This is a genomic window from Psychrobacter sp. CoH-33_TS_01 (assembly GCF_058189395.1).
Genome location: NZ_JBVGQI010000001.1, coordinates 46269 through 72886 on the forward strand (window position 1 = coordinate 46269; position 26618 = coordinate 72886).

Consider the following 26618-nt stretch of genomic DNA (forward strand, 5'->3'; position numbering starts at 1 on the left):
CTCTTCTAAGCGATATCAAGCCACTAAGTGAATAACGACGCAGCAGTTATACCGTCGTTAAGATTAATGAAGGAAGAAGCCATTCATGGTCACGGTAGTCGAAAATCAAGATCCCGCTCAAGCGAAGATTCCTGCAGTTATCAAAGAGCTGGGTCACCGCTTTGCCGGTAAATTTGTGCAGCAGCCGACCTTTGATGGTATCCCTACAGTCTGGGTTGCCCGTCAAGATTTATTAGAAATTTTGCTGTATCTGCGTAAATTGCCTAAGCCTTATGTGATGCTGCTCGATCTGTCCGCTATCGATGAGCGTCTAAGACAGCACCGCGATGGCTTGCCAGACAGTGACTTTACGGTGTTTTATCATTTGATGTCGCTTGAACGCAACAGTGATATCCGGGTCAAAGTCGCGCTTAGTGAAGACAGCTTGTCGGTACCGACGGCGACCAATATCTGGCCGAATGCCAACTGGTATGAGCGCGAAGTCTGGGATATGTTCGGCATCACCTTTGATGGTCATCCGCATTTAACCCGTATTCTTTTGCCAAAATACTGGGAAGGTCATCCCCTGCGCAAAGAGTATCATGCGCGTGCGACGGAATTTAGCCCGTATTTCCTTAACGCGGCTAAGCAACAGTTTGAGCAAGAAAACTTACGTTTTGTCCCTGAAGAGTGGGGCATGAAGCGCTCAGGTCGTGATGAAGACTTTATGTTCTTGAACATCGGTCCGAACCATCCCTCTGCTCACGGTGCGTTCCGTTTAGTCCTCCAGCTCGATGGTGAAGAAATCATCGACTGTATCCCTGATATTGGCTATCACCATCGCGGTGCTGAGAAGATGGCTGAGCGCCAGACTTGGCACTCTTACATTCCTTACACCGACCGTATTGATTACCTCGGCGGCGTGATGAATGAGCTGCCGTATGTGATGGCCGTTGAGCAAATGGCCGGCATTACTGTGCCTGAGCGTGCTCAATGTATCCGCGTGATGATGAGCGAATTCTTCCGTATTACCAATAACTTGCTGTACTTCGGTACTTTCATTCAGGATGCTGGTGGTATGACGCCGGTCTTCTATATGTTTACCGATCGCCAAAAAGCCTACGATGTAATCGAGGCTGTCACCGGCTATCGTATGCACCCGGCTTGGTTCCGTATTGGCGGTACTGCCCACGATTTACCACGCGGCTGGCATAAGCTAGTGCGTGAGTTCCTTGATTGGATGCCGAAACGTCTCGATGAATACGTCAAAGCCGCTATGAAAAACAGTGTGCTCCAAGGTCGTACGCAAAACGTTGCGCAGTATGATGCCAAACAAGCACTAGCTTGGGGCGTTACTGGTGCCGGTTTACGCGCTACTGGCGTTGACTTTGACTTACGTAAAGCCCGTCCCTATATGGGCTATGAAAACTACGATTTCGAAATCCCAGTCATGCACAATGGTGATGCTTATGACCGCTGTATGATTAAGATTGAAGAGATTCGTCAGTCGCTACGTATCATCCGTCAGTGTCTCGACAATATGCCGCAAGGCCCGTATAAAGCGGACCATCCGTTGGCCGTACCGCCACCAAAAGACCGCACCTTAAATGACATCGAAACCTTGATTAACCACTTTATTTCGGTATCTTGGGGTCCGGTCATGCCGGCTGGTGAAGCGTCGATGATGGTAGAGGCGACCAAAGGCATTAACAGCTACTATTTGACTTCTGACCGCTCTACCATGAGTTATCGTACCCGTATCCGTACCCCGACATTTGCACATTTGCAGCAGATGCCTTCGGTGATTAACGGCTCATTGGTATCGGATGCCATTATCTATCTGGCGTCTATCGATATTGTTATGGCGGATACGGACCGCTAATGGCGGTTTCTGTAGAGATAATAGCTAGGATACTTACCTAGCTATTCATTAAAAAAACGACTTATAGATTTCCATAATTACCAGCACAGCCAATATAGGCCACGCCCGTAAGTAAAGCTGCTAGTAAAGAGAGAGCCATGATTAAGATTGTTTCTGACAAAGCGCCTAAGGTAGATATCCAAAGTATCTTGACCGCTGAGGAAATCACAGCGATTCACGAGTTTATACATCACTACCCGCAGGCGCGTGCCGCCTCGCTAGATGCCCTAAAAGTGGTGCAAAAGCGCAATGGCTGGGTCGATGATGCGCAGGTAAACGCCGTTGCCAATATGCTCGATGTGCCCGTCACGGACGTCGAAGGCGTGGCGACTTTCTTTAACCGTATCTATCGCTCACCGGTAGGCCGTCATGTCATTTTAATCTGTGACTCGGTCGCTTGTTATTTGACCGGTTATGAGGCGTTGAGTGCTGAGCTGCAAAAGCAGTTGGGCATCAGTTATGGTCAGACGACCCCAGATGGTCGCTTTACAATCCTACCCATTTGCTGCTTGGGCAACTGCGATAAGGGCCCAGCGGTCCTCATCGACGAAGACACTTACGGCCCGGTCACCCCGGCTGAGGTAACGCAGCTATTGGAGTTATACCCATGAGTTTAACGCTTACCGAACAATTAGCCCAACGCAGTCAAGGCCGTGCTCCTAGCCAGTTGAATGCCCAGCGCATTCCTATCTTTGGCGATAAGGCCACAGCGACCAGTGAGACCTATCCTTTAACATGGCGTTTGGCGCACCATGATGCGATTTTAGATTTAGCAACGTATCAATCACTACGCGGTTTCGAAGGCTTAAAGATAGCTTTAGAAAAGTCTGCTAAAGAGACTTTAGGCATTATTAAAGACTCTGTGGTTAAAGGCCGTGGTGGTGCAGGTTTTCCAGCGGGTCTGAAATGGACCTTTATGACACCGCCAGATGGCGGACCACGCTACCTTATCTGTAATGCCGATGAGATGGAGCCAGGTACTTTTAAAGACCGCTTGTTGATGGAGCGTCTACCGTTTCAATTAATTGAAGGTATGTTAATTTCTGCCTATGCGATTAATGCCAACGCCGGTTATATATTTATCCGTGGTGAGTATATCTTAGCTGCTGAGCGCCTGAATGCCGCATTGGATGAGTTGCGTAAGCATAATCTATTGGGCGACAACATTTTAGGCTCAGACTTTAGCTTTGATTTGCACGTGCATACCGGGGCAGGCCGTTATATCTGCGGTGAAGAAACCGCGTTGATTAACTGCTTAGAAGGCCGCCGTGCTAACCCACGTACTAAACCGCCATTCCCACAAGTCTCCGGCGCTTGGGGCCGTCCTACGGTCGTGAACAACGTTGAAACTTTGAATAATATGCCCGCGATCATGTTGCATGGCAGCGAGTGGTATAAATCATTACCGAACGCGAAAGGCAATAGCGACACCCCAGGGACTAAAATCTTTGGCTGCTCAGGACTGGTAAATGATCCGGGTCTATGGGAATTGCCATTTGGTTATACCGCGCGTGAAATTATTGAAGATTTCGCCGGTGGCATGAAAGACGGTCTCAAGCTGAAAGCTTGGTTACCGGGTGGCGCGTCTACTGACTTTTTAACGGTAGACCATTTAGATGTCGCGATGGATTTTGACCCTATTCAAAAAGCCGGTAGTCGTATGGGTACAGGCCTGATTATGGTCGTCGATGAGCAGCAAGATATGGTGCCGCTACTGCGCAACCTAGAGATTTTCTTCCAACGCGAGTCTTGCGGTTTCTGTACGCCTTGCCGTGATGGCTTACCGTGGGGCGTCAAACTGTTGACCGCTATCCAAGATGGGGAAGGCCAGTTGGGCGACGTTGAGAAGTTAGAAGGCTTGACCCGTGACTTATGGTTGGGCAAAACTTTCTGTGCCCACGCTCCTGGGGCGATGGAGCCGCTGATGAGCGCGCTAAAATACTTCCGTCACGAGTTTGACGAAAAGATTGAGCGTGCGGTCGGGGTCGAAGTCATCGATGCCGCCCAGCAATATAATCCCGCCCAAACCCAAGTATTGAAATAAGGAGAGCGGCATGGCAGTCATTCATATAGATGGCAAAAGCGTCGAAGTCGATGGCGCAGACAACTTGCTTCAAGCCTGTTTGTCGCTGGGCATCGACGTGCCTTATTTTTGTTATCATCCCGCTTTAGGCTCAGTCGGCTCTTGCCGTCAGTGCGCGGTCAAACAGTACAACAATAAAGAAGACTACGAGGCCGGCAAAGGTCGCTTAGTCATGTCTTGTATGGTCGCCCCAAGCGATGATATGTATATCTCGGTCGATGAAAAAGAAGCGAAAGAGTTTCGCCAATCGATTGTAGAATTCTTAATGACCAACCATCCCCATGACTGCCCAACTTGTGAAGAGGGCGGTCATTGTCATTTGCAAGATATGACTTATATGTCGGGGCATAACAAACGCCGTTATCGCTTTACCAAACGTACCCACCATAACCAGTACCTCGGTCCGTTTATCTCGCATGAGATGAACCGCTGTATCGCTTGCTATCGTTGTGTGCGTTTCTATAAAGACTATGCCGGTGGCGAAGATTTGGGCGTTTATGGCTCAAATAACCGCGTTTACTTCGGTCGTGATACCGATGGTCAGTTTGAAAGCGAATTCTCAGGTAACTTAACGGAAGTCTGCCCAACCGGCGTCTTTACGGATAAGACCCACTCTGAGCGTTATAACCGTAAGTGGGATATGCAGTATGCCCCTAGCATCTGTCATGGCTGCTCTGCCGGTTGTAACATTTCACCAGGTGAGCGCTATGGCGAATTGCGCCGTATTGAAAACCGCTATAACGGTGAGGTAAACGGCTATTTCTTATGCGACCGTGGCCGTTTTGGTTATGGCTATGTCAACCGTGAAGACCGTCCTATGCAGGCGCTCGAGCGTATCAATGACAAACACGTTAAGATTAACCTCGATTATGCGCTAGAAGAAACCGCCAAACGTATTAAAGGCAAAAAGCTAATCGGTATCGGCTCACCCCGTGCCAGCCTTGAGACCAACTTTGCGCTTAAATCTATGGTCGGCTTTGATAACTTCTCTACCGGTCTGAACCATCAGCAACAAGCTTTGGTCAATAAAACCATCGAAGTATTGTCTACCGAAGGGTTTTATAACCCAAGCCTAGACGATATCGAAAGCCATGATGCGGTGTTAATTTTGGGTGAAGACATTACCCAAACTTCATCTCGTGTTGCGCTCTCTGTGCGTCAAGCGGCGAAAAATAAAGCTGTGAAAATGGCAGCGGCATTGCAAACCCAAGAGTGGCTTGCTGAGCCCGTACAACGTATTGGCCAAAAAGAATACAGCCCCGTCTATGTGGTTGATGTGGGTCAGACTAAGTTAGAAGATATTAGCAAAGTGAGTTGTGTCGCTACCCCTGAAGATATCGTAACTCTTGGGTATGCGGTCGCTACTGCGATTGATGGTCTACCAAATAATTTAGCACAGATTGAGCAGTCAGTAGAGCAAGCTGAAACTAATGATGCGACTGACCCTATGCAGCAATTGGCACAGCAAATCGCACAAGATTTAATGCTAGCTAATAAGCCTTTGGTCGTGTCTGGTACCAGCTTATCTTCGCTATCGGTTATCGAAGCAGCGGCACAGATTACTCAAGCATTAACCAGCAAACGTAATGCGATTAAAGATATTGAACGCGAAGAAATTGCTGCTCACAATGCCAAAGTTCAGGCACAGCAGACGGATCAACCTGAAGAAGATCAAGAGCTAGCAGCCAAACCAGCGCATAATGAATCTGCAGCGAAAAAAGATGCGCAGGATGATGTTGAGCGTGAGCCTGCTGAGCCGTTAGAATTAAGAGAAGAAAACACAGCTTATTCAGCGCAAGCGGGTATCTATCTAACCGTACCGGATGCCAACAGCATGGGCGTTGCCTTGCTAGGTGGCAAGTCGGTTGAAGAAATCTTAGCGCAAGAGTTTGACGTACTTATCGTCGCTGAAAACCAGTTAACAGATGCTCTAGGCGTTGAAAAGTTGGCGCAGTTGCTGAACGATAAAACCGTTATTGCGTTAGACCATCAGTTGTTAGATTGGCATCGTTATGTGGATATCGTCTTACCAGCGGCTAGCTTTGCTGAAGCCGATGGTACTTTAATCTCTGCCGAAGGCCGTGCGCAGCGTTTCTTCCAAGTCTATGATACCAATTACTATCATCCGCTCAGCTGCATTAAAGAAGGCTGGCGTTGGTTGCGTGCCGTCCACAGTACATTAGAAGGCAGCGAGATTGATTGGACGCAATTGGATGATGTGATTAACGCTTTAGTGGCGACCCATCCAAAATTAGCCGCTATCAAAGCCGCAGCGCCGAGTGCCGACCACCGTATTAGCGGGCTAAAAATTGCTCGTGAGCCGCGTCGTTATTCTGGTCGTACTGCTATGCGCGCCAATATTTCAGTCCATGAGCCCATGCAGCCCAAAGATTTGGATACTGCATTGACCTTCTCAATGGAAGGCTACACTGGGGATAAAACGCCAAGCTCGATGATTCCTTTTGCGCAATCGCCAGGTTGGAACTCGCCACAAGCGTGGAACAAGTTGCAGGATAAAGTCGGCGGTCAACTGAAAAATGGTGATCCTGGTATCCGTATCTTTGATAGCATCACTCGTTTGCCAGCACGCCAGTATATTGCACCTGCTGTAGCACAGACGTTGAGTACTGATTTAAACAGTGGCCAAGCTAAACTCGTGCCTATTTATAATATTTTTGCCAGCTCACCTATGGCCTCTAGAAGCCCTATCGTTGCGGCACAATTACCAGAGCCTGCTTGGTATGTGGGTGCTGACGATGCTGCAGCTTGGTCCATTTTAGACGGCGAGTATTTACAGATTGATACCGATGGCCAGCAAATCAGCTTGCCGGTAATGGTAGTGCCTTATTTAGCGGAAGGCTGTATTGGCTATCCTGCTGGACAAGTGACTATCTTGCATCCTGGTATGCCAGCTTCCGCTCGCAAGATTGCTACGCCGCCGCCCAAAGCCGGAGTTTTGATGACAGACGACCTATTCAGTCCTGGTCGCAATAGTGATGGCGGCCCTGATGCCATCAGCGCGCAGGAGGTATAATATATGCAAGTGACTCGTATTATCCCGGATGTTCCTAGCTTTCTAGCTAGTATGCTGAGCTATGAAGCTTGGACCATTCTCTTTATGGTGGTGCAGTCTTTGGTCATCTTCTTAGTCGTGGTAATTGTCGCGGCATTGATGATCGTTTATGAGCGCCGTATGTTAGCCCTCTGGCAGGACCGTTACGGTCCTAACCGTGTCGGCCCTTGGGGCTCTTTGCAGCTCGTCGCAGACATGCTCAAGATCTTCTTTAAAGAAGACTGGACGCCGAACTTTACCGATAAGTTTATCTTTACGCTAGCCCCAGCCGTAGCCATGTTTACGGCACTAGCGTCATTCGTCATCATCCCAGTCTCTCCAACCTTTGGGGTGGCAGACTGGGATATCGGTATTCTGTTCTTCTTTGCCATGGCCGGTATCGCTGTTTATGCGGTTATGTTTGGCGGTTGGGCATCAGCGAACAAGTACTCGCTACTCGGTGGCTTACGTTCTGCAGCACAAACCATCAGTTATGAAGTCTTTTTAGGCTTATCACTAATGGGTGTCGTAGCCATGACCGGCTCGTTTAACTTACGCGCCATCGTCGAAGCACAAGTACACGGTTGGTATATTATCCCGCAATTCTTAGGGTTCTTAACCTTCGTCGTGGCTGGTGTTGCCGTCACGCATAGACATCCTTTTGACCAACCTGAAGCTGAGCAAGAACTGGCGGAAGGTTACCATGTTGAATACTCGGGTATGAAATTCGGGATGTTCTTCATCGGTGAGTACGTCAACGTCGTCTTAATCTCTGCGTTAATGACTTGTCTATTTTTTGGGGGCTGGTTACCGCCTTTCAATTTAAATATTCCATTTGTGCCACCGGCCTTTTGGTTTATGATCAAAACCCTATTTTTTATGACCATGTTTATCTTAGCGCGCGGGTCGCTGATGCGCCCACGCTACGATCAAGTAATGAATTTTGGCTGGAAGATTTGTCTGCCCGTCACTTTATTTAACTTACTTGCCACCGCTGCTGTCATCTTGATGGTTCAATAAGCCTGCGCTGCTAAGGAGAAAAGCTGTTATGTTTACTGCCATAAAAAAGACTGTCGTCGGCATGTTCACCATCGTGCGCTCGATGTGGATGGTCAATAGCCATGCGCTCAGACCCCGCGATACAATTTTATATCCTGAACAGCCCGTACCAGTACCACCACGATTTCGCGGACGTATTGTCTTAACGCGTGATCCGGATGGAGACGAGCGCTGTGTTGCTTGTAACCTGTGTGCGGTAGCTTGTCCAGTAGGCTGTATCTCGCTACAGAAAGCTGAGCGCGAAGATGGCCGCTGGTATCCAGAATTCTTCCGGATTAACTTCTCTCGCTGTATCTTTTGTGGGATGTGTGAAGAAGCTTGCCCAACGACCGCGATTCAGATGACGCCAGACTTTGAGATGGGCGAATTTGTCCGTCAAAACCTAGTCTATGAAAAAGAGCATTTATTAATCTCTGGTCCCGGCAAGTATCCGGACTATAACTATTACCGAGTATCGGGAATGGCTATTGCTGACAAGCCCAAAGGCGCCGCTCAAAACGAAGCCGCACCTGTGGATCTACGGAGCTTATTGCCATGATGAATTTATTTACTACGGGTGTGGATCATAGCGCCCAAATTGGCTTTTATGCCTTAGCCGCTGTGGCCATATTTGCTAGCCTACGTGTGGTTATGCACCCCAATCCGGTGCACGCTATTTTATCGATGATCGTCTCGCTATTGGCCGTCGCAGGTATTTTCTTTATTTTGGGTGCTCCTTTTGCGGGTGCTTTAGAAATTATCGTTTATGCTGGCGCTATCTTAGTCTTATTCGTCTTCGTTATTATGATGTTGAACCTCGGTATGGCGAATGATGCTCGTGAGCGCCGTTGGTTATCCGCGCAAACTTGGGCGGTACCGACCGGTCTGACTATAGTCATCGCTGTGGTCTTATTTTCCATGATTGCTTTAGGCACCAATCCGCAAACAACGCTTGCTGAAGGTAATGTGACGCCAGCCTTGATTGCTACTAGCACCGTGTCTGCGAAAGTGGTCGGTATCTCGCTATTTAGCGAATACCTTATGTTGGTGGAAGTCGCCGCGCTATTATTATTAGCCGCGCTAGTCGCTGCCTACCATTTAGGCAAAAAAGCGCTAGATGACGAAAACATCAGCCAAAGCAGCCGCAACTATCAGCCAGAAGCGGGCCCAGTGATTGAATATAGCGATGGTGATGTGACCGATGCGGTTCAGCAAGCCAAGCCTTATGAATACCAGCCCGTAAATGCTCAAGACTATGTCAGTGCAGCCAATGCCCAGCGTACTGCGCGTAAGGAGTTAGACTGATGGCTCAAACCGTAGCAACATCAGAGGTCGAAGCGGCACCATTCTCCCATATGGAGATTAACGCCGCCCCCGGAGTGCAGGAAGTGTCTGTTGCCCCTGGAGCCGCAGAAGCTCTAGTGGTCGATGGAGCCAATGGCACAACCGCCACTACGCAACAAGTCGTTGTGCAGCCCGTCCAAACTGAGGTATCTACCTTAGTACCCATCCCGATGGGTCATGGACTGATGCTGGCCGGTATATTATTTGCCATCGGTCTGTGCGGGGTCATGGTACGCCGTAACTTCTTATTCATGCTGATGAGTCTTGAGATCATGATGAACGCCGCCGCCCTTGCCTTTGTGGTAGGGGGCAGCCGTTGGGTCAATCCGGATGGCCAAGTGATGTTTATCTTTATTTTGACCTTAGCCGCAGCAGAGGCCGCTATTGGTCTCGCTATCCTATTGCAGTTTTATCATAAGCGTGGGCATCTCGATGTCGACAGCGCCAATGAGATGAAAGGATGATGTCATGAGTTTATTACCATTAACCTTTATATTTCCGCTCATTGGCTTTTTGATTTTAGCCTTTATGCGCGACAAGATTACCGAGCAAGCCGCTACCTTTGTGGGTGTGGGCAGCATGGGGTTGTCCGCGCTATGTGCGTTAGTCACCTCTTATACTTACCTGACCACGTATGACCCAGGCACGGTAGTCAATATCCCCCTTTGGACTTGGTTACAAGTCGGTGATTTTGCCCCAAGCTTTGGCTTAGCCTTTGATGGCTTAGCATTAACCATGACTGGCGTTATTACCGGTGTAGGCTTCCTGATTCATATGTTTGCCTCTTGGTATATGAAAGGGGAGAGTGGGTTCGGACGCTTCTTTAGCTATATGAACCTGTTCGTCGCCAGCATGTTGCTGTTGGTATTAGCCGATAACTTATTCTTGCTCTATCTAGGGTGGGAAGGCGTAGGTATATGTTCGTACTTGCTAATTGGTTTCTATTTCCATGACCGTGCCAATGGTCGTGCAGCGATGAAAGCCTTTACCGTTACGCGTGTAGGTGATGTGTTTTTAGCGTTTGGTTTATTTTTGCTGTTCCGTGAATTCGGCACTTTAAATATCCAAGACATCATTACACAAGCGCCGAAAATGTTTGAGGTGAATAACCCAACGCTTATCTTAGCCACCATGATGTTGGTCGGTGGCGCTATGGGTAAATCAGCCCAGCTCCCGCTCCATACTTGGTTGGCCGATGCGATGGCGGGTCCTACGCCAGTGTCAGCATTGATTCACGCTGCGACGATGGTAACGGCTGGGGTATACCTCATTGCCCGTATGCATCCTTTGTTCGAATTGACGCCTGGTATTCTTTTGTATTGGGTCGGTGGTGTCGGTGCCTTAACGCTAGTGGTAGCCGGTTTCTGTGCTTTAGCGCAAACCGATATCAAACGTATCTTAGCCTATTCGACCATGAGCCAAATTGGCTATATGTTCTTAGCGCTAGGGGTAGGCGCTTGGCAAGGCGCGGTCTTCCATTTGATGACCCACGCCTTCTTTAAAGCTTTGTTATTCTTATCGTCAGGTGCGGTGATTCTTTCGGTTCATCATGAGCAAAACATCTTTAAGATGGGCGGCTTACGTCATAAGATTCCTTTAGTATTCTGGTGCTTTATCATCGGTGGTGGTGCCCTTGCCGCTATTCCTTGGGTCACTGTGGGCTTCTATTCTAAAGAAGCTATTCTTTGGGAGACCTATGCGACCGGCCATCAATACCTATTCTATATGGGTGTGTTCGGGGCGTTCTTAACCGCGCTATACACTTTCCGTATGATTTGGTTCACCTTCTTTGGTGAAGAAAAGACCCATGCACACAAGCTAAAAGGGATTACTTATTGGTTGCCCCTTAGCATCTTGTTGGTCTTATCCACCGCTGTTGGTGCCTTAATCGTACCGCCGCTAAATGGTGTATTGCCAGAGAGCGTTGGTCATTTGATGGAGCTATCAGGCGAGGCACATGGCAAGCATACTGCGGAACTGATCGCTATGGCCGCTATGGCAACAGGTTTAGTATTGGCTTTCCTACTTTATGTCTTGAATAAAGGTCGTATGCTCACAAGCTTTAAGCAATCTGCTCTGGGCGGGGCGCTATATCACTGGTGCTACCACGGTCTAGGCTTTGATGCTTTATATGATTTAGTTTTTGTGAAGCCCTTCTTATTCATAGGCAATTTAGTGAAATCAGACCCTATAGATAAAACTTGGAATGTATTGCCAATGATCGTGTCAGCGGGCAACAAAATGCTGTCGGCGACGCAAACAGGCTCCCTTCGAGGCTATGCAGCAAGCTTTGGCTTGGGTGTGGCAGTACTGCTCGTGCTAGTAATGATGACGGTGGTGTAAGATGACAGGATTACAAGACGTTTGGCAATTACCCGCCTTAATCGCAGTCCCCTTTATTGCTGGTTTACTGTGTTGGTTGGTAGAAAAATTCAATAACCGTTTGCCGCGCTGGATTGCCCTTATCGGCATGATTATTACTTTTGGTTTGTCCATACAAATGTGGTATGCCGGTGACTATTCAGGCATGAGTCAGCAGGTGATTGCGCCTGCAGTCGCTACGCCGTGGGCGGCAGAGTTTGTCTTACCGTGGATTCCAAGCTTTGGCATTAGCTTCCATTTAGCGATGGATGGCATGTCGCTGTTGATGGTGGGCTTGACCGCTTTGCTAGGCATTATGGCCGTCGGTTGTTCGTGGAATGAGATTCAGCGCCGTGTTGGTTTCTTCCATTTAAACCTATTATGGAGTTTGGGCGGAGTTATCGGGGTGTTCTTAGCCATCGATATGTTTCTGTTCTTCTTCTTCTGGGAAATGATGCTGGTCCCCATCTACTTCTTGATCGCCATTTGGGGTCATGATGCTATCGGTGGCAAAACCAAAGAATATGCTGCGACGAAATTCTTTATCTATACTCAGGCATCTGGTCTGATTATGTTGGTCGGTATTCTTATCTTAGTCATCATTAACTTTGTCCAAACGGGCATGGTGAGCTTTAACTACGAAGACTTATTGAACACGCAACTCGGTAAGTGGGAATACCCATTAATGCTGTGCTTCTTTATTGGCTTTGCTGTGAAGCTGCCGATTCTACCTTTTCATGGTTGGTTGCCCGATGCGCATGCGCAGGCGCCGACAGCAGGTTCGGTCGATTTGGCAGGTATTCTTATTAAGACGGCTGCTTACGGTCTAATTCGTTTTGTCCTACCGCTATTCCCGAATGCCTCACAAGACTTCGCGCCAATCGCTATGACGTTAGGCACTATTGGTATCTTCTACGGCGCTTGGTTGGCATTTATGCAGACCGATGTGAAGCGTCTATTGGCTTATACCAGTATTTCGCACATGGGCTTCGTTGTATTAGCTATTTACGCTGGTACTTTATTAAGTCTACAAGGTCTCATGATTCAGATGCTCGCGCATGGGTTAAGCTCTGCGGCACTATTCATTATGGCCGGTCAGTTATACGAGCGTATGCACACGCGTGATCTACGTTTGATGGGTGGTATGTGGGGTGAGTTCCGCTATTACGCCCCGATGTTGATGTTCTTCTGTGCGGCACTGCTAGGTATTCCCGGTACTGGTAACTTCTTAGGTGAGTTCCTCATCTTAATGGGTGCCTTTGCTCAATATCCAGTCTTCGTTGTTTTCGCTACCATTAGCTTAGTATTGGCGGGTCTGTACTCGCTCATTTTGATTCATCGTGCTCTATTCGGTGATAATAATGTGAAGCAAGTGGCCGCAGAACAAGCCCATGTTCATGCTGCTCATGCTCAGCAGGCTTTACACGGCGAGACAATGATAGCTAGGACTAATGCTACAGCGGCTCCTGTTGCGCACAACACTCATAGTGCTAATACGGTCGCAACTAAGCCTGCACCTACTGTACGAGTTCGTGATTTAGGCAAACGCGAATTGTCCTTACTGTTAGTATTGGCAGCGGGTCTGGTCTGGTTGGGTTTATATCCACAGCCTTTCTTAGATACGTCTAGCGAAGCGATGCAGTGGATCAATAACGCCTACGTCTATAGTGAGGTCTCACAAATAGATACAACGCAATCTCTTGGTGCGATGGAGGCACGTTAAGTCATGAATGCAACGATAACGAATGATTTGATGGGGCTGGCGCCTTTTGCACCAATATTTGCAGTGGTTACCGCTGTACTGTTTGTGATGCTCGCCATTGCCTTTAAACGCTCGCACTTTGTCACGGGTACTATTAGCGTACTGGGTCTAAATGCGGCACTATTTATTTTACTAGCGCAAATCTTTGGCTTTTGGGATGTCAGTATGACCCCAGCTGAGATTACGCTAGCGTCTCAGCAGCTGTTTGTCATTGATCCCTTTGCGCAGTTCAATATGGTCGTGATACTTATTGCGGCTTTAGCGTGCTGTACTTTAGCTTACGCTTATCTAGCCACGCTCAAAGACAATAAAGAAGAGCTGTATTTGCTCATGCTATTGTCGACCGCTGGCGCCATGTTTATGGTAGCAGCGCAGCATATGGCTTCCTTCTTTATGAGCCTTGAGCTATTGTCAGTACCGCTATATGGCATGCTCGCTTATACCTTTATGCGTCAGCGCTCGCTAGAGTCAGGTCTTAAATATCTAGTACTATCAGCGACGGCTTCGGCCACGCTGTTGATGGGTATGGCGCTGATTTATGCAGAAGTCGGCTCGCTACACTTTAAAGAAATCAGTTTAGTCCTGCCTACCTTGTTTGAGTCACCGTTGATCATCGTTGGTGCGGCCTTAATGATATTTGCGGTAGCCTTTAAACTGTCGGCAGCACCTTTCCATACTTGGACGCCAGACGTGTACGAAGGGGCTCCGGCACCAGTCGCTACCTATTTAGCTTCGGTCAGTAAAGTCGCTATGATGGCGCTAGTCGTACGCTTCTTAATCGGCTCTGCATTACTAGCCTTACCATCTGTGCAAATGCTCATTATGGTTATCGCTGCCTTGTCTATCTTGGTCGGTAACTTATTGGCCGTGCGTCAGACCAACATCAAGCGCTTATTAGGGTATTCTTCAATCGCCCATATGGGTTATGTGTTGATTGCTTTGGTCAGTATCGATGCCGGTGCTCAGCGTATTTCTGCCTTATATATGGCAGTGTATGCGATGACTTCTATCGGTGCTTTCGGCGTAGTCACGCTAATGTCTAGCCCTTATCGTGAGATTGGTGAAGCAGACGAGTTGGTGCATTATCAAGGTCTATTTTGGCGTCGTCCAGTATTGACTGGGGTGATGACCATCATGATGTTGTCACTAGCAGGTATCCCGTTAACCGCAGGCTTTATCAGTAAGTTATTTGCCGTATTGGCAGCCGTACAAGGTCAGCAGTGGTTCTTGACCGCTATGATTATCATCGGTAGTGCTATCGGTCTGTTCTACTACTTGCGTGTCACGCTGACCCTATTTAAACGTCCTAAGAAAATCATCGAGTATGATGCGACTTGGCATTGGGGTATTGGCGCTGGTGGTATCATGGTGATGGCGACGACCTTTATCGTGATCTATTTCGGTATCTTGCCGAACAGTTTAATCGAATGGTCAACGATGGCTAGAATTTGGTAAGTATTAAACGACAGCCTCAATTGCTAACCTATCCGCTCTAACCAACAGCCCCACGTCATGTTACGCTTGGGGCTGTTTTTATTAGAGATACTCTACTAGACTAGAGTGGCAAGCAGTCATAGATACAGGTTGATACCGGCTAAGTCGTCCCCCATTTCAGTAGTAACCCTCATTTCAGTAATAACCCATATTTCAGCAGTAAAATAAGATAAGAAGAGCAATTATGAGTGATTCGATTCAAATCGTAACCGTATTAAGTAAAACCACTTGGACACCGACATTATTTAGCTTCACAGTCACGCGCCCTGATAGCTTTAAATTTACGGCTGGGCAATTTGTACGGTTGGGCGTGAACCCGAGTCAGTTAAAGTACTATGCTGATTTGCCCACAGCTGAGCAGGAAAAAGCCGTGGATGAAGACATTTTTCGCGCTTATTCTATCGTGTCATCACCATTCGACGAGGTGTTGGAGTTCTTTTCTATTGTGATACCTGATGGCGCTTTTACCTCGCAATTGCAGCATTTAGAAGTTGGCGATGAGCTGTTACTCAATACTATGCCGTTTGGCTTTTTGACCCTAGCGCGCTATCAAAAGCCCTTGCCTAAAGACTTATGGTTATTGGCTACTGGTACTGGGCTGGCGCCGTTTTTGTCTATGCTACAAGACCTAAAAACCTGGGAAGACTACGACGATATTATCCTAGCCTATAGCGCGCGCACCCAAGAGGAGCTGGCTTATGTAGAGCTGATTGAGCGCTTGGCAGAAGATTTTGGTAGCTTGGTCGACAACCCCGCTAAATTTACCTTTGTGCCTATTGTCACGCGCACGCAAGTTGAGGGAATGTTGAATGAGCGCCTGCCTAAGCTATTGTTAGACGGCACACTGCAGCAGCATGTGGGTAAAGCATTAGACCCAGATAGCACCCATATTATGCTGTGTGGTAACCCGGATATGGTTGATGATACTAAAGAGGCGCTGAAGTCATTAGGGCTGACTATGAACCGCCGCGGGGAAGGCAATATTGCTGTGGAGAATTATTGGTAGGCACTTATTCTAAGCAATCCATCCTCAATCCTTCCTTTATAAAAGGAAGGAGGTAAAAGCAAAGCAAATCCCCCTTACTACGCGAGCACAGCTCTTGTCTTGCGTCAGGGCAAAGGTTCCCCAAATCTTTGCTATTTCCTGACTCAGGGATTTAGGGGGATTTAAACCAAAAAAAACCATGACTGAATCAAGCCATGGTTTTTTTATGAGCGCTAGTTTTTCTTTATGCTAATCATTCTACTATTACAACCTATCAAGAAATTATTCCTGGCTAGGGTCGGTCGCATCGCTAATAGGGTTAATCGGGCCTTTCATAAGCTCTGGTTCTGGCTCATCCTTATCACTCAAGATATCTTCGCTATGACTCACTGACAGCAGCTCGCGATAGTTCACTTGGGTCTTAAGAATCAGCTGTTCTTCTTCCACCTTGCCATAGTTCACCTGAGCTTTATGTAAAGCGGTCATGATTTTCTTATTCTTTTTTAACCAACGATGAATATCTAAGTAGATGATATTGTCTTTGGAGCGGGCAATATTGATATAGCTCAAGATAAAACCTAGCGGGTCTTTCTTTAACACACTGTGATAAAACCAGATGGCCAGCTTGATGCCTTGACGTTTTACAAAAGACTCGCAGCGCAAGTTAAGCACATCGGTATAAGTCTGCTGGGCAAAGACAAAGCGCTGCACGTTACGATCGAGTTGGGCATGCACTAAGCCAAAGTTACTCGCTACCTCAGCGTGGATACCTGCGGCATTGACCGTACAGAATAACCGAAACCAATCGTCATGCAGCTCTACGCGTAGCTCCAAAATAGGGCCGACGTTATCGGTGACGAATTTCTGCAAGGCGTCATTGACCTGCTTTTGGCTCACGGGCAAGGAGAACTCATCATCGACCGCATTGGTAGCTTTGTTATACCACTGTTTTAGCGTATCAGTCAGCCCATCCCAAGTATCGCTAATGCCTTCTTGCAAGCGAAAGCCCAGACTCTCAGTAAATTGTTCAAAGTCACTCAAGCGTATAGTCCTTTTATCTTGTGATAAAATACATAGGGTTATAGCATTGGCTGTTAGCCAAGCAATTTGATTGATATTGTAGCAAATATTTCAGGGCGCACGGGGACTATCGCAGAGGGTTTATGTGACTTGCAGGCCCAACATGCTATGATGGTCAGCGCAGTCTACGGTTGAGCTTGCTGCCAACATGAGCTACCACCCGTAATCTTCTTTTTACCTTTTGTTTCGATGAGACCGCTAGTGTCGCCAACCAAAAAAACCTCACCTTATGTGACGTATTTCACTGAATTGACCCACGACCATACTTTGCTCGCGGCGATTTTGCTGGCGTTGATAATCCATGGCTTAGTGATTTTCGGCATCAGCTTTACCATTAGCCAGGACCCAGCGGCAATGGTGCAAGATGTGGCGCAGGTATTGAGCGATAATATGCAGCCGAATGCCGATGCTAAGTATATCGCCAATGCCTCACAAGTCGGCGGCGGTGAAGTGCGGCAGCAGCTGCGGCAAGAAAGCGTACAAATTAGCCCCATGACAGACGTGCAGATGCAAGAAACGCAGGATATCATCAACCTCGAGCAGCAAGTACAGCAGCAGCAAACGCAAGAGAGCTACCTGCATACTACGCTAAGTTGGCGGCAGGCGAGCACACAAAATGAAAATGATAGTGAGCAGCCAAAGAATGACTTGCAAGCGCAAGAGGCGCGACTGCGGAAACAGATAGCGACCTTAGAGGCGCAATTGTCCCAACGACAGCAAGAGTTTGCGACTAAGTCAAAAGTGCTCACTGTAGACAGTAATTCGACCACAAAAGGTGAGGCCGTAGACTATATCGAGCGCTTCCGACATCAGGTCGAGCAGATAGGCAATCAGCAGTATCCAGAGCAGGCGCGGCGACAAAATATCACGGGTGAAGTGCGGCTCATGGTAATTATCCGGCCAGATGGCACGGTGAAAGATATTCGTCTGCTCGGTAAATCGGGGTCTAATCTGTTGGACGATGCGGCGAAGATGTCCGTGAAAAGGGCGGCGCCATTTGGTCGTTTCACTAAGGATATGCAAGAGATTACGGAGCTAAGGCTTATTCGTACTTTCCGCTATAGTGATCGGATAGAAGTAACGTATTAATAGTTTAATTCGATGATGGCCCTTTGAGATTCAAGAGGACCGATTAGTCAGAAAACCGGCTCTCAAATAGAGACCTGTATCAGAAAACAGCGCAGTGGCACTATTGTCAGGCGCTGTCTTTTTTGGGGGATACTAAGGTAAATACCCAAAAGCGGAAGTTGAATAAGGTGTATAGGCTGCATAGCTTGGCTAAATAGTTTGTATGTATAGTTTGGATAGATAGTTTCGATTTATGAGACCGGGTTTATAAGACAGAAAACCACTTTTAGCCACTAATTTTTAACCCAAGAAGACAACCATAGATGACGAGCATTACTCGCATCGAAGGATAGGATAAAGCATGGAGTTTTTAGGATTCACGCTCGATATTGCCGAGCTAACGCACGATGCCACGACCATTTTAATCAAAGTAATTTTGGCGTTAGCCATATTTATTATTGGTAAATGGTTGGCGAAAAAACTGGTCGCGCTGGCGTTAAAGATGATGAACCGCAGTCGTCTTGATGATACGGTAGCCGTATTTCTAAGCAAAGTGCTCTACGGCATACTCTTAGTGGTGGTCACGCTCGCCGCGCTCAATAACGTCGGTATTCATACGACTTCTGTAGTGGCTATTTTGGGTGGGGCAGCGGTGGCCGTAGGGTTGTCGCTCAAAGACCAGCTGTCGAACTTTGCGGCGGGCGTGCTGATTGTGACTTTCCGGCCTTTTGTCCGCGGTGATTTTGTCAAAATTGGCAACTTTGAAGGGATTGTCAAAGAGATTACTTTGGTGAATACCCATCTTACCTCGCTAAATAACCATGAGATTATCATTCCCAATAGTGACATCACTAAGAATGCGACCCTTAACTATACCTCACTGCCCAATCGCCGCGTCGATATTACCCTAAGCATCGGTTATAGCGCAGATATCAAGACCGTCAAAGACATTATGCTACAGTTGGCGAGTGAGCATCCTTTATCCTTTAGCGACCCAGCGCCCATAGTGCGGGTGACTAAGCTGGGCGAGTCTGCCGTTGATTTAACTTTAAACGTTTGGGCCACCAATGGCGACTGGTGGACCCTCAACTGTGAGCTGCTTGAGCAATTCCGTTATGCTTTAGACCATAAGGGCATTGGCTTTCCCTTACCGCAACGCAATCTTAATGTCACTGGTTTAGAGAGCTTAGTAGAAGCAGCTACCACTAACCAGCCTGGACCTCAGGTTGAGCTGAGTAAAGAGACACTAACCAAAGAAGCTGCGTCTAGCGGCTCTATGCCTAAAGAATCGGCCAGTAACCAAGCGAATGCGAAACATAGCTTTATTAAAAGTACGACTAGCGACCCTGAATAAACTAAGCATACTGTTTGTTGCGAATAATTGAAAAAGGGGCTCTATCTCTCAGGCTATGAGCCTTAAATTCTAGTCCTGATACGGATCGGCAACGCCTAATTGCGCTAGGATAGCAATCTCAAAAGCCTCCATTTCGGCTTGTTCCGCGGCACCAATTTCATGGTCGAAGCCTAACAAGTGCAGGATGCCATGGACGATAAGGTGGGTGATATGGTCGGCTAAGAGTTTGCCTTGTTCGCTGGCTTGCTGCTCAACCACGGCGTGACAAATGATGAGTTCACCAAGCGGTAGGGTGGGCATTTCCGCTAATATAAAAGGCGGCAACTCACTCGGATAAGACAAAATATTAGTGGCATAGTCTTTACCACGTGCTTCAAGATTGAGCTCGCGGCCTTCTTCGCTATCGGTGATATAAATATCCAACTCTTTCGCTTTAGTTTGCCAGAGACTAGGGTCTATCTCCTCGAAATAAGGCAATACCAATCCCGCCTGCATTTGCTTATCCATATATGCTAACACGGTCGTCAGCAGGTGCTGAATTTTAGCAGGGTCATAAGCCGTGGCTATGAGCTGTTGGTCGATAGTGTCTGCCGCATTAATATTAATCTGTTGGTCATTCGCTTCTAAATTATCAGACATGGTCGCATTATCTCTCAAGCAAAAATAGGGGTATAAACTAAGGGTAAGAAAGTGGCAGTGTTAATACAATAGGGTCATTATAAAGTAGTAGCGCTATTATAAAGCCTAGGGCGTGTCCTCAATTAACAACACTAACGTGTAATGGACTAAAACTGGCTATATTTTCGTCACTCTGCGAAAATTTCTAGACAATATGCTCATATTCTCTGCAAAATTTTCATGGACTGACAAAAATCTATCTCACTTTTAGCCTCATGATTCAATTGAGGACACGCCCTAGCAAGTCTAAAATTATAAATACAAAAAAGCCGGATATGATATCCAGCTTTTTTTATGATTATTAGACTATGCTTTTGATTCAGTACTTGTATGGCTAAGCAAAGATAGCCCTAAGCTTTAGGGGTACTATTAGCGGCAGCGGCTTCCACAATTCTGCGATCTTGCTCAGCGATACGGGCTTGCTTACGCGCTTCTTTGATAGACTCTTGCTCTTCATCAAAGACATCATAAGCTTCGACAATTTGCTGTACCAATTGATGGCGGACGACGTCTTTTGAGTCAAATCTAGTGATATGAATCTCTTCAATCTTACTCAAAATCTGTAGCGCCTGCGCCAAGCCAGACTTATGACCGCGTGGCAAATCGACCTGAGTAATATCACCTGTGATGACCGCGCGTGAGCCAAAGCCTAATCGGGTCAAAAACATCTTCATCTGTTCTGGGGTGGTATTCTGCGCTTCATCCAAAATCACAAAAGAGTTGTTCAAAGTACGGCCACGCATATAGGCGAGAGGGGCGACCTCAATGATCTGGCGCTCAATCATTTTGCCAACCTTATCAAAGCCTAGCATCTCGTATAACGCGTCATAGAGAGGACGTAAATATGGGTCAATCTTCTGTGATAAATCACCCGGTAAGAAGCCCAGTTTTTCGCCGGCTTCTACCGCTGGACGTACCAATAAGATACGCTCAATTTCATTACGCTCTAGCATATCTACTGCACAAGCAACGGCTAGATAGGTCTTACCCGTACCTGCAGGACCCACGCCAAAAGACACGTCAGAAGTGAGAATTTGTCGGACGTATTCTTGCTGGTTGCCACCACGCGGGATGATTTTTCCTTTGCGGGTACGCAAGCTGATAGGGGTATATTCATTCGGCATTTTGCCGTCCATCTCGTCTTCATCTTCGCTGTTTTCTTGAGCTTCTAACTCGCGAGAAACGCTAGATTGAATAATAAGATGCAGCTCTTCTGGGCTGATATGTTTAGAGGTCATTGCCTCATCAGCGAGCTTATTAAAGACGCTTTCAGCACGTTCAACCGCCGTTAAATCTCCCGAGAGGCTAATGGTATGTTGACGTTGGCTGATAGTGATATCAAGGCGATCTTGAATGTATTTGATATTGTTGTTGTATTCACCTAAAAGCACTTTGAGCTGTGGTGAAGTTAAAAAGTCTAAGTTCATTTTACGAGTAATGGCGTCAGTCAAGTGGCTATCCTTTTTTATGCGAATGATATAAGTATAATTTGGTCTAGCAAATGCTAAAAAAACGGTAGATGGGGTAATGACGGTATAGGGTTGGTAGCTATAATAGATAAGTGGCTATATTAAATAATTAATGACTTGGTAATAGATTTCTTAACGTTATCTGGCAATTAGCAATATAGTAAAACAGGGTACATTCGGTACTGATAACGGTTGCTCGGGCTTCAGAATTGTTTGATTTAAGCGAGGTCAAAGCAAGGGGCAGCAGCGGAAATATGCCAGCCGTGATCTTTCATTGCCCAGGCCATTATGTGCTTAACCATTACTTTATTATGGACGCTCGCTAGGAAAATTCAAGCACCACCGCTAGTAACGGTGGGCAATTTTGTAGTGAAATAGTGATTCTGGCATCCCTTGTCATTACGGTTAGCGACTTATTGAAGACCCCTATAGTGCTGATTAAATAGGGTCTAAAGAAAAAGTGAGGTAAGCACGTTGATTGATTAATCGTCCCGCAGCAGAGTCGTTTGGCGCGAGAGGTCGTTCGCTAGTATGGATATGGGTTTTAATTAAGCTGGGATCAATACCGTACTGCTCTATCAAGACTTGCTTGATGACTTCTGCCCGCGCTGTCGCTAGCGCCAACTCATTAGCCACTTCGTCTTTGGCTGTGTGGCTTTCGATATGGAAGACCCAATGTTTGTCTTTAAACTTAGAATAACTGGCAATTTCTCGGTATTCCTTAACTACCTGAGCAATAGCAGCGAGGTCTGACGCTTTCAGCTCGCTCTTACCAGTTCCATAGGTAAATTGTTGCCTATGTTGGTCGTCGTCAGAGCCTAGCTGTTGTGCAGCTGTAACGTCTTCTATAAGTGGATTAGCAGGGGTAGCTTGGGGTGCCTCTGTGACCGTTTGTAGCGCACACCCCGATAATAGAAAAAAGCTTAGTAATCCAGTAAGTTTAAAAGTATCCAATAGCCTGCTTCTCCTAGTTGTTAGGGCGTGTCCTCAATTAACAACACTAGCGTGTAATGGACTAAAACTAGCTATAGCTGAACTTAGATTAACAGGGCCACTCTGCGAAAATTTCTAGACAATATGCTCATATTCTCTGCAAAATTTCCATGGACTGACAAAAATCTATCTCACTTTTAGCCTCATGATTCAATGGAGGATACGCCCTAGTATCGTTAAAAGTATGCCTTATTTTTGCAATGAAGGATTAAGTGCTTATGAGCTAATTCCTGCACCTACACTGATGATGCAATTTGAATAATAGAACAGCGCGCTATAGTAGACAGACGATAACGGTATCTGAACCGCAGTCGGTGTATGATATGGTAATCTAACCCTAGCAGATTTGAGCGACAAGATTCGTAAAGGAACGTAGAAATCCACTACACCGGTCCATACTCAGTAATATCGAACCGCAACATAAAACGACTATAAAATTGTAATAATTGACCGAGACTATTTATGACTGAAACTACCCATCAGATCGATAAGCAGAATGTTAAAGCCAGCCTTAACCAACCCATCACGGATCAGCACGTTCTAATTGCAGGCGGTGGTCATGTAGGCTTGTCATTTGCGCTATTGTTGGCGCACCACGGCATTGCCAGTACCCTTATTGAGAAGAACGCTTATCCAGAAATTAGCCCTGCTGATGATGCCAAACGCAGCCATTATTTAGACAGTCGCAATACCGCATTGTCACGCCGTACTGTGCAAATTTATCAAGAGATTGGCCTATGGGATGAGCTACAAAGCCATGCTTGTCGTATCGATGCGGTACAAGTAAGCGAGCAGGGCAGCTTTGGTAAAGCGACACTCAATAAAGCAGAGGAAAACGTCGAGTCTTTTGGTCAAGTGATGGAAAACGCTTGGCTTGGGCGTAAGCTTTTATTGGCGGTCAATGCCAGTCCGTTAATTACCGTGCTTGATGGCACGAGTGTCACCAAAGTAGACCAAGATAAAGCGTCTGTCAGCGTCACGCTGCAAGAAAATACGGCTACATCATCTACCTTAAATAGTCAGGATGCGAGTGCAGCTAATGAGCGCGTATTAACCGGGTCAATGCTAGTAGCCTGTGATGGTCGCGACTCTAGTATTCGTCAGCTGCTTGGCATTGATATTACCACTTATGATTATAAACAATCCGCTATCGTAGGTGTGGTGCAGACGGATAAACCGCATGAACACGTAGCGATTGAGCGTTTTAGTCCTGCGGGTCCTTTAGCCGTATTGCCACTCACTGATCCAGATGGTGATGGCCATGATTTGCAGCAAGCCGGCTATCGTCGTTCAGTGGTTTGGGTGTGCCGGAAAGGGGAAGAGCAGCAGTATCTGGATGATGAAACCTTATTTTTAGAGACCTTACAAACCGCCTTTGGGCAACGCGCGGGCAAGTTCGTCAAGGCGGGTCGTCGCGGTGCTTATCCGCTCACTCGAGTATTGGCCAAAGAGCAGGTCAAAGGTCGCTGTGTCATCATGGGCAATGCCGCCCATACTTTGCATCCCGTAGCGGGACAAGGCTTTAACCTGTGTATGCGTGATGCTCATGTATTGGCGCAAATGCTGGCGAGTCAGGTCATGCGTGGTGAGGATATCGGTGAGACGAAGATGCTCAAACGCTATGAAGCCGCCCGCCAAAAAGACCAAAAGCGGGTCATTCGCTTCTGTGATGCGGTAGTGTTGGGCTTTACCCATCCCAACCGCGCGGTGAAGCTGGCGCGCAACGTCGCTTTAGTAGCCTTTGATAAATTGCCCAATATTAAGCCGCTCGTAGCGACTTATGCTATGGGGCTGAAGTCTTAGGATAAGCTTAAGTACAGATAATAATAGCAGCAGCTCTATAAATATATATTATAAATATGGCAGATATAGCTACGGTAAAAAGGCATAAATCATGACCAATCACACCCTTATCATCGGCGGCGGCATTACTGGCGCTAGCCTTGCACTAAAACTGGCACAAGCTAAACTTCCCGTCACGCTGATTGACGCTCGACCTGAATTGACCTCTGAAAAATGGCAGCAAATCCTAAGCAAGCGCGATGCTCGCGTTTATGCGTTAAGTCTGGCTAGTATTGAACTGCTTAAAGAAACCGGCGTTTGGGATAAAATTGCAGCTTCGGGTCGCAAAGCCGATTATTCGCAGATGCAAGTCTGGCAGTTAGACGGTATCGGCGAGTTAAAGTTTGGTGATGAAGATGCCGCGGTGCCGAAACTACTCGGTAGTATGGTAGAGCCACTGGTCATCGAGCATGCGCTATGGCAGCGTTTTCAGGAAGAGGACGTTAAGGACTATTTAACCGTCATCGCGGGACAGAAAGTCACTGATTTGGATTGGTTGGGTGCGGAAAAAGGCTATCGGGTCACGTTAGCCAATGGCGAGCGCGTCGATGGCAAATTGGTCGTGGGTGCTGATGGTCGTGGCTCTTTTGTGCGTAAACAAGCCAGCATTGGTCTCGACACTTTAGATTATCGTCAGACCGCGATTTGCTGTGCGATTAAGACCGAAAAACCGCATTTAGCGACGGCTCGCCAAGCGATGTTACCAACAGGGACGTTAGCGTTATTACCGCTAGCCGATATCACCGAAGAAGATCATGCCAATCCACAACATTGGCAATCGGTCGTATGGACGCTACCCACCAATCAAGCTTTGGATATACTTACGGATTCAGACGAGGAAATCGCCGCAAGTTTGGCCGCTGCTTGTGGTTATGAATTGGGTAATATCGAGCAAATTGAATCGATTGCGAGCTTCCCACTAAACGCGCAACAGGCCGATACTTATGTGCGGGACAACTTGGTCTTAGTCGGAGATGCCGCGCATGGCGTGCATCCGTTGGCAGGTCAGGGACTTAATCTGGGTCTACTCGATGTGATTGAATTGTTTGCGACTTTACATCACGATTGGCAGCGCAGTGGCGGCAACAGTTGGGCGGCCTTATCGACTTTGCGTCGATATGAGCGCGCTCGTCGTCCACATAACAGTATCATGATGCACAGTTTTTCCGCGATGAACTGGTTATTCGCCGGTGAGTTTGCTGCGCTAAGACCGGTGCAGCAAATCCGTAGCGCGGGCATGTACCGCGTCAGTAAAATCAAACCGTTAATGCGCTTGTTTGCTCGGCAGGCTAGTGGGGTTTAAGGATATGGATGACGCTAACCTTATTACCTATATTGTAGGCTAGTGCTTTTAGTTCATCTCCTAAATTATCTGTTGGCATAGGGTGGATAGCTTTGGTGATGTATAAGGTGTTGTGTAAATAGACGCTAATAAAGGACAGCTGATGACTAAGTTCAGGACGACCAAAATCACTATTGCTGGGTTACTTATAGGGTCGATAGCCTTAGCAGGGTGTCAAATCCCCACACAAAATAACCCTATAGTTAAGCCAATAACCGTTACTATTGCTAACACGCAAAATATAGCAGCTAATTTGGATAGCGATGGTGATGGTATTTTAGACGACGAAGATAGTTGTCCAGGAACCCCTATAAACGTCATGATAGATGAGAATGGATGTCCCCCTTCATTGTTACTTGAGGGTCATCTTAAAATGGAATATCGAGCTTTTTTTGCCAAAGGTAGTAGTGAGTTATCAAAAGGGTATCAGCTAGAGCTCGATAAAATAGCCCAAAAATTGCAAGAGTACGAAACGGTACCTATGTGTATTGAGGGACACGCTTCAGCAGATGAAGTAAATGAAACATCAAAGGCAAAATTGCGAGAAAATTCTCTAGCAGAGAATAGGGCGCTTATCGTCAAAAACTATTTAATAATGCAACATCAAATTGATCCTGATCGCTTAAGTACTGCCAGTTATAGCGCGGAACGGCCTATTGCCCCTTCTGATACCGAAGAAGGTAAGTCTATGAACCGCCGAGTTTATGCGGTGGCTGAAGAACCTCTAAATTAATTACAGGTTTCGAGTTTTGAACATTCAGTATCTAATGAAT

Annotated in this window: 21 protein-coding genes; 17 read left to right on the forward strand and 4 right to left on the reverse strand. The window is 47.0% G+C overall.

Going from position 1 to position 26618, the window contains the following annotated elements; all coding sequences use genetic code 11:
* Window positions 1-85: 85 nt before the first annotated feature.
* From nuoC to ACZ2XM_RS00240, 12 genes are all read left to right on the forward strand, one after another.
* Complete coding sequence (gene nuoC, locus ACZ2XM_RS00185; RefSeq protein ID WP_490588163.1) at window positions 86-1861, forward strand: NADH-quinone oxidoreductase subunit C/D; 1776 nt, start codon at window positions 86-88, stop codon at window positions 1859-1861.
* A 140-nt stretch (window positions 1862-2001) separates the two neighbouring features.
* Window positions 2002-2511, forward strand: a complete 510-nt coding sequence (gene nuoE, locus ACZ2XM_RS00190) for an NADH-quinone oxidoreductase subunit NuoE (RefSeq protein ID WP_490588208.1) — start codon at window positions 2002-2004, stop codon at window positions 2509-2511.
* Window positions 2508-3944 (forward strand): NADH-quinone oxidoreductase subunit NuoF, encoded by a 1437-nt coding sequence (nuoF, locus tag ACZ2XM_RS00195; RefSeq protein WP_490588162.1) that lies wholly within the window; start codon window positions 2508-2510, stop codon window positions 3942-3944. The genes nuoE and nuoF overlap by 4 nt, the downstream gene beginning before the upstream one ends.
* A 10-nt stretch (window positions 3945-3954) precedes the next feature.
* Window positions 3955-7017 (forward strand): NADH-quinone oxidoreductase subunit NuoG, encoded by a 3063-nt coding sequence (gene nuoG, locus ACZ2XM_RS00200; RefSeq protein ID WP_490588161.1) that lies wholly within the window; start codon window positions 3955-3957, stop codon window positions 7015-7017.
* A 51-nt stretch (window positions 7018-7068) separates the two neighbouring features.
* On the forward strand, window positions 7069-8055 hold the full coding sequence (gene nuoH / locus ACZ2XM_RS00205; RefSeq protein WP_490588207.1) for an NADH-quinone oxidoreductase subunit NuoH: 987 nt from the start codon (window positions 7069-7071) through the stop codon (window positions 8053-8055).
* Between the two features lie 28 nt (window positions 8056-8083).
* The gene (gene nuoI / locus ACZ2XM_RS00210) at window positions 8084-8632 is read left to right on the forward strand and encodes an NADH-quinone oxidoreductase subunit NuoI (protein ID WP_490588160.1); all 549 of its coding nucleotides are present in this window, start codon (window positions 8084-8086) and stop codon (window positions 8630-8632) included.
* Window positions 8629-9378 carry an NADH-quinone oxidoreductase subunit J gene (nuoJ, locus tag ACZ2XM_RS00215; protein WP_490588159.1) on the forward strand — a complete coding sequence of 250 codons (750 nt, stop codon included), beginning with the start codon at window positions 8629-8631 and terminating at the stop codon, window positions 9376-9378. Before nuoI ends, nuoJ begins: the two co-directional genes overlap by 4 nt.
* A gap of 209 nt (window positions 9379-9587) precedes the next feature.
* Entirely contained in the window at window positions 9588-9881 is a 294-nt protein-coding gene (gene nuoK, locus ACZ2XM_RS00220; RefSeq protein ID WP_201499946.1) for an NADH-quinone oxidoreductase subunit NuoK, read from the forward strand.
* A gap of 4 nt (window positions 9882-9885) precedes the next feature.
* Window positions 9886-11760, forward strand: a complete 1875-nt coding sequence (gene nuoL, locus ACZ2XM_RS00225; protein WP_490588158.1) for an NADH-quinone oxidoreductase subunit L — start codon at window positions 9886-9888, stop codon at window positions 11758-11760.
* Between the two features lies 1 nt (window position 11761).
* A complete protein-coding gene (gene nuoM, locus ACZ2XM_RS00230) occupies window positions 11762-13501 on the forward strand; it encodes an NADH-quinone oxidoreductase subunit M (protein WP_490588157.1) in 1740 nt (579 codons plus the stop codon).
* A gap of 3 nt (window positions 13502-13504) precedes the next feature.
* Window positions 13505-14995: an NADH-quinone oxidoreductase subunit NuoN gene (gene nuoN / locus ACZ2XM_RS00235; protein ID WP_490588156.1), complete on the forward strand. Its 1491-nt coding sequence runs from the start codon at window positions 13505-13507 to the stop codon at window positions 14993-14995.
* Between the two features lie 223 nt (window positions 14996-15218).
* Window positions 15219-16040 carry a ferredoxin--NADP reductase gene (locus tag ACZ2XM_RS00240; protein ID WP_490588155.1) on the forward strand — a complete coding sequence of 274 codons (822 nt, stop codon included), beginning with the start codon at window positions 15219-15221 and terminating at the stop codon, window positions 16038-16040.
* A gap of 261 nt (window positions 16041-16301) precedes the next feature.
* On the opposite strand, the gene ACZ2XM_RS00245 is transcribed toward ACZ2XM_RS00240, so the two are convergent.
* Entirely contained in the window at window positions 16302-17060 is a 759-nt protein-coding gene (locus tag ACZ2XM_RS00245; RefSeq protein ID WP_490588154.1) for a hypothetical protein, read from the reverse strand.
* 240 nt (window positions 17061-17300) lie between these two features.
* Here ACZ2XM_RS00245 and ACZ2XM_RS00250 point away from each other — a divergent pair, with 240 nt between their 5' ends.
* A complete protein-coding gene (locus tag ACZ2XM_RS00250) occupies window positions 17301-18188 on the forward strand; it encodes a TonB family protein (protein WP_490588153.1) in 888 nt (295 codons plus the stop codon).
* A 340-nt stretch (window positions 18189-18528) separates the two neighbouring features.
* Window positions 18529-19521: a mechanosensitive ion channel family protein gene (locus tag ACZ2XM_RS00255; protein WP_490588152.1), complete on the forward strand. Its 993-nt coding sequence runs from the start codon at window positions 18529-18531 to the stop codon at window positions 19519-19521.
* A gap of 69 nt (window positions 19522-19590) precedes the next feature.
* Here ACZ2XM_RS00255 and ybeY read toward each other — a convergent pair whose 3' ends face one another.
* The 3 genes from ybeY to ACZ2XM_RS00270 all read right to left on the reverse strand — a co-directional run bounded on the left by ybeY (window position 19591) and on the right by ACZ2XM_RS00270 (window position 22622).
* The gene (ybeY, locus tag ACZ2XM_RS00260; protein ID WP_490588151.1) at window positions 19591-20160 is read right to left on the reverse strand and encodes an rRNA maturation RNase YbeY; all 570 of its coding nucleotides are present in this window, start codon (window positions 20158-20160) and stop codon (window positions 19591-19593) included.
* A gap of 389 nt (window positions 20161-20549) precedes the next feature.
* On the reverse strand, window positions 20550-21650 hold the full coding sequence (locus ACZ2XM_RS00265; RefSeq protein WP_490588150.1) for a PhoH family protein: 1101 nt from the start codon (window positions 21648-21650) through the stop codon (window positions 20550-20552).
* 456 nt (window positions 21651-22106) lie between these two features.
* Window positions 22107-22622: an OmpA family protein gene (locus tag ACZ2XM_RS00270; protein ID WP_490588149.1), complete on the reverse strand. Its 516-nt coding sequence runs from the start codon at window positions 22620-22622 to the stop codon at window positions 22107-22109.
* A 501-nt stretch (window positions 22623-23123) separates the two neighbouring features.
* On the opposite strand from ACZ2XM_RS00270, the gene ACZ2XM_RS00275 reads away from it, so the two are divergent.
* The 3 genes from ACZ2XM_RS00275 to ACZ2XM_RS00285 all read left to right on the forward strand — a co-directional run bounded on the left by ACZ2XM_RS00275 (window position 23124) and on the right by ACZ2XM_RS00285 (window position 26578).
* Entirely contained in the window at window positions 23124-24464 is a 1341-nt protein-coding gene (locus ACZ2XM_RS00275; RefSeq protein WP_490588148.1) for an FAD-dependent monooxygenase, read from the forward strand.
* Between the two features lie 88 nt (window positions 24465-24552).
* Entirely contained in the window at window positions 24553-25806 is a 1254-nt protein-coding gene (locus tag ACZ2XM_RS00280) for an FAD-dependent oxidoreductase (RefSeq protein ID WP_490588206.1), read from the forward strand.
* Window positions 25807-25948: 142 nt separating this feature from the next.
* Window positions 25949-26578 carry an OmpA family protein gene (locus ACZ2XM_RS00285; protein WP_490588147.1) on the forward strand — a complete coding sequence of 210 codons (630 nt, stop codon included), beginning with the start codon at window positions 25949-25951 and terminating at the stop codon, window positions 26576-26578.
* Window positions 26579-26618 lie beyond the last annotated feature (40 nt).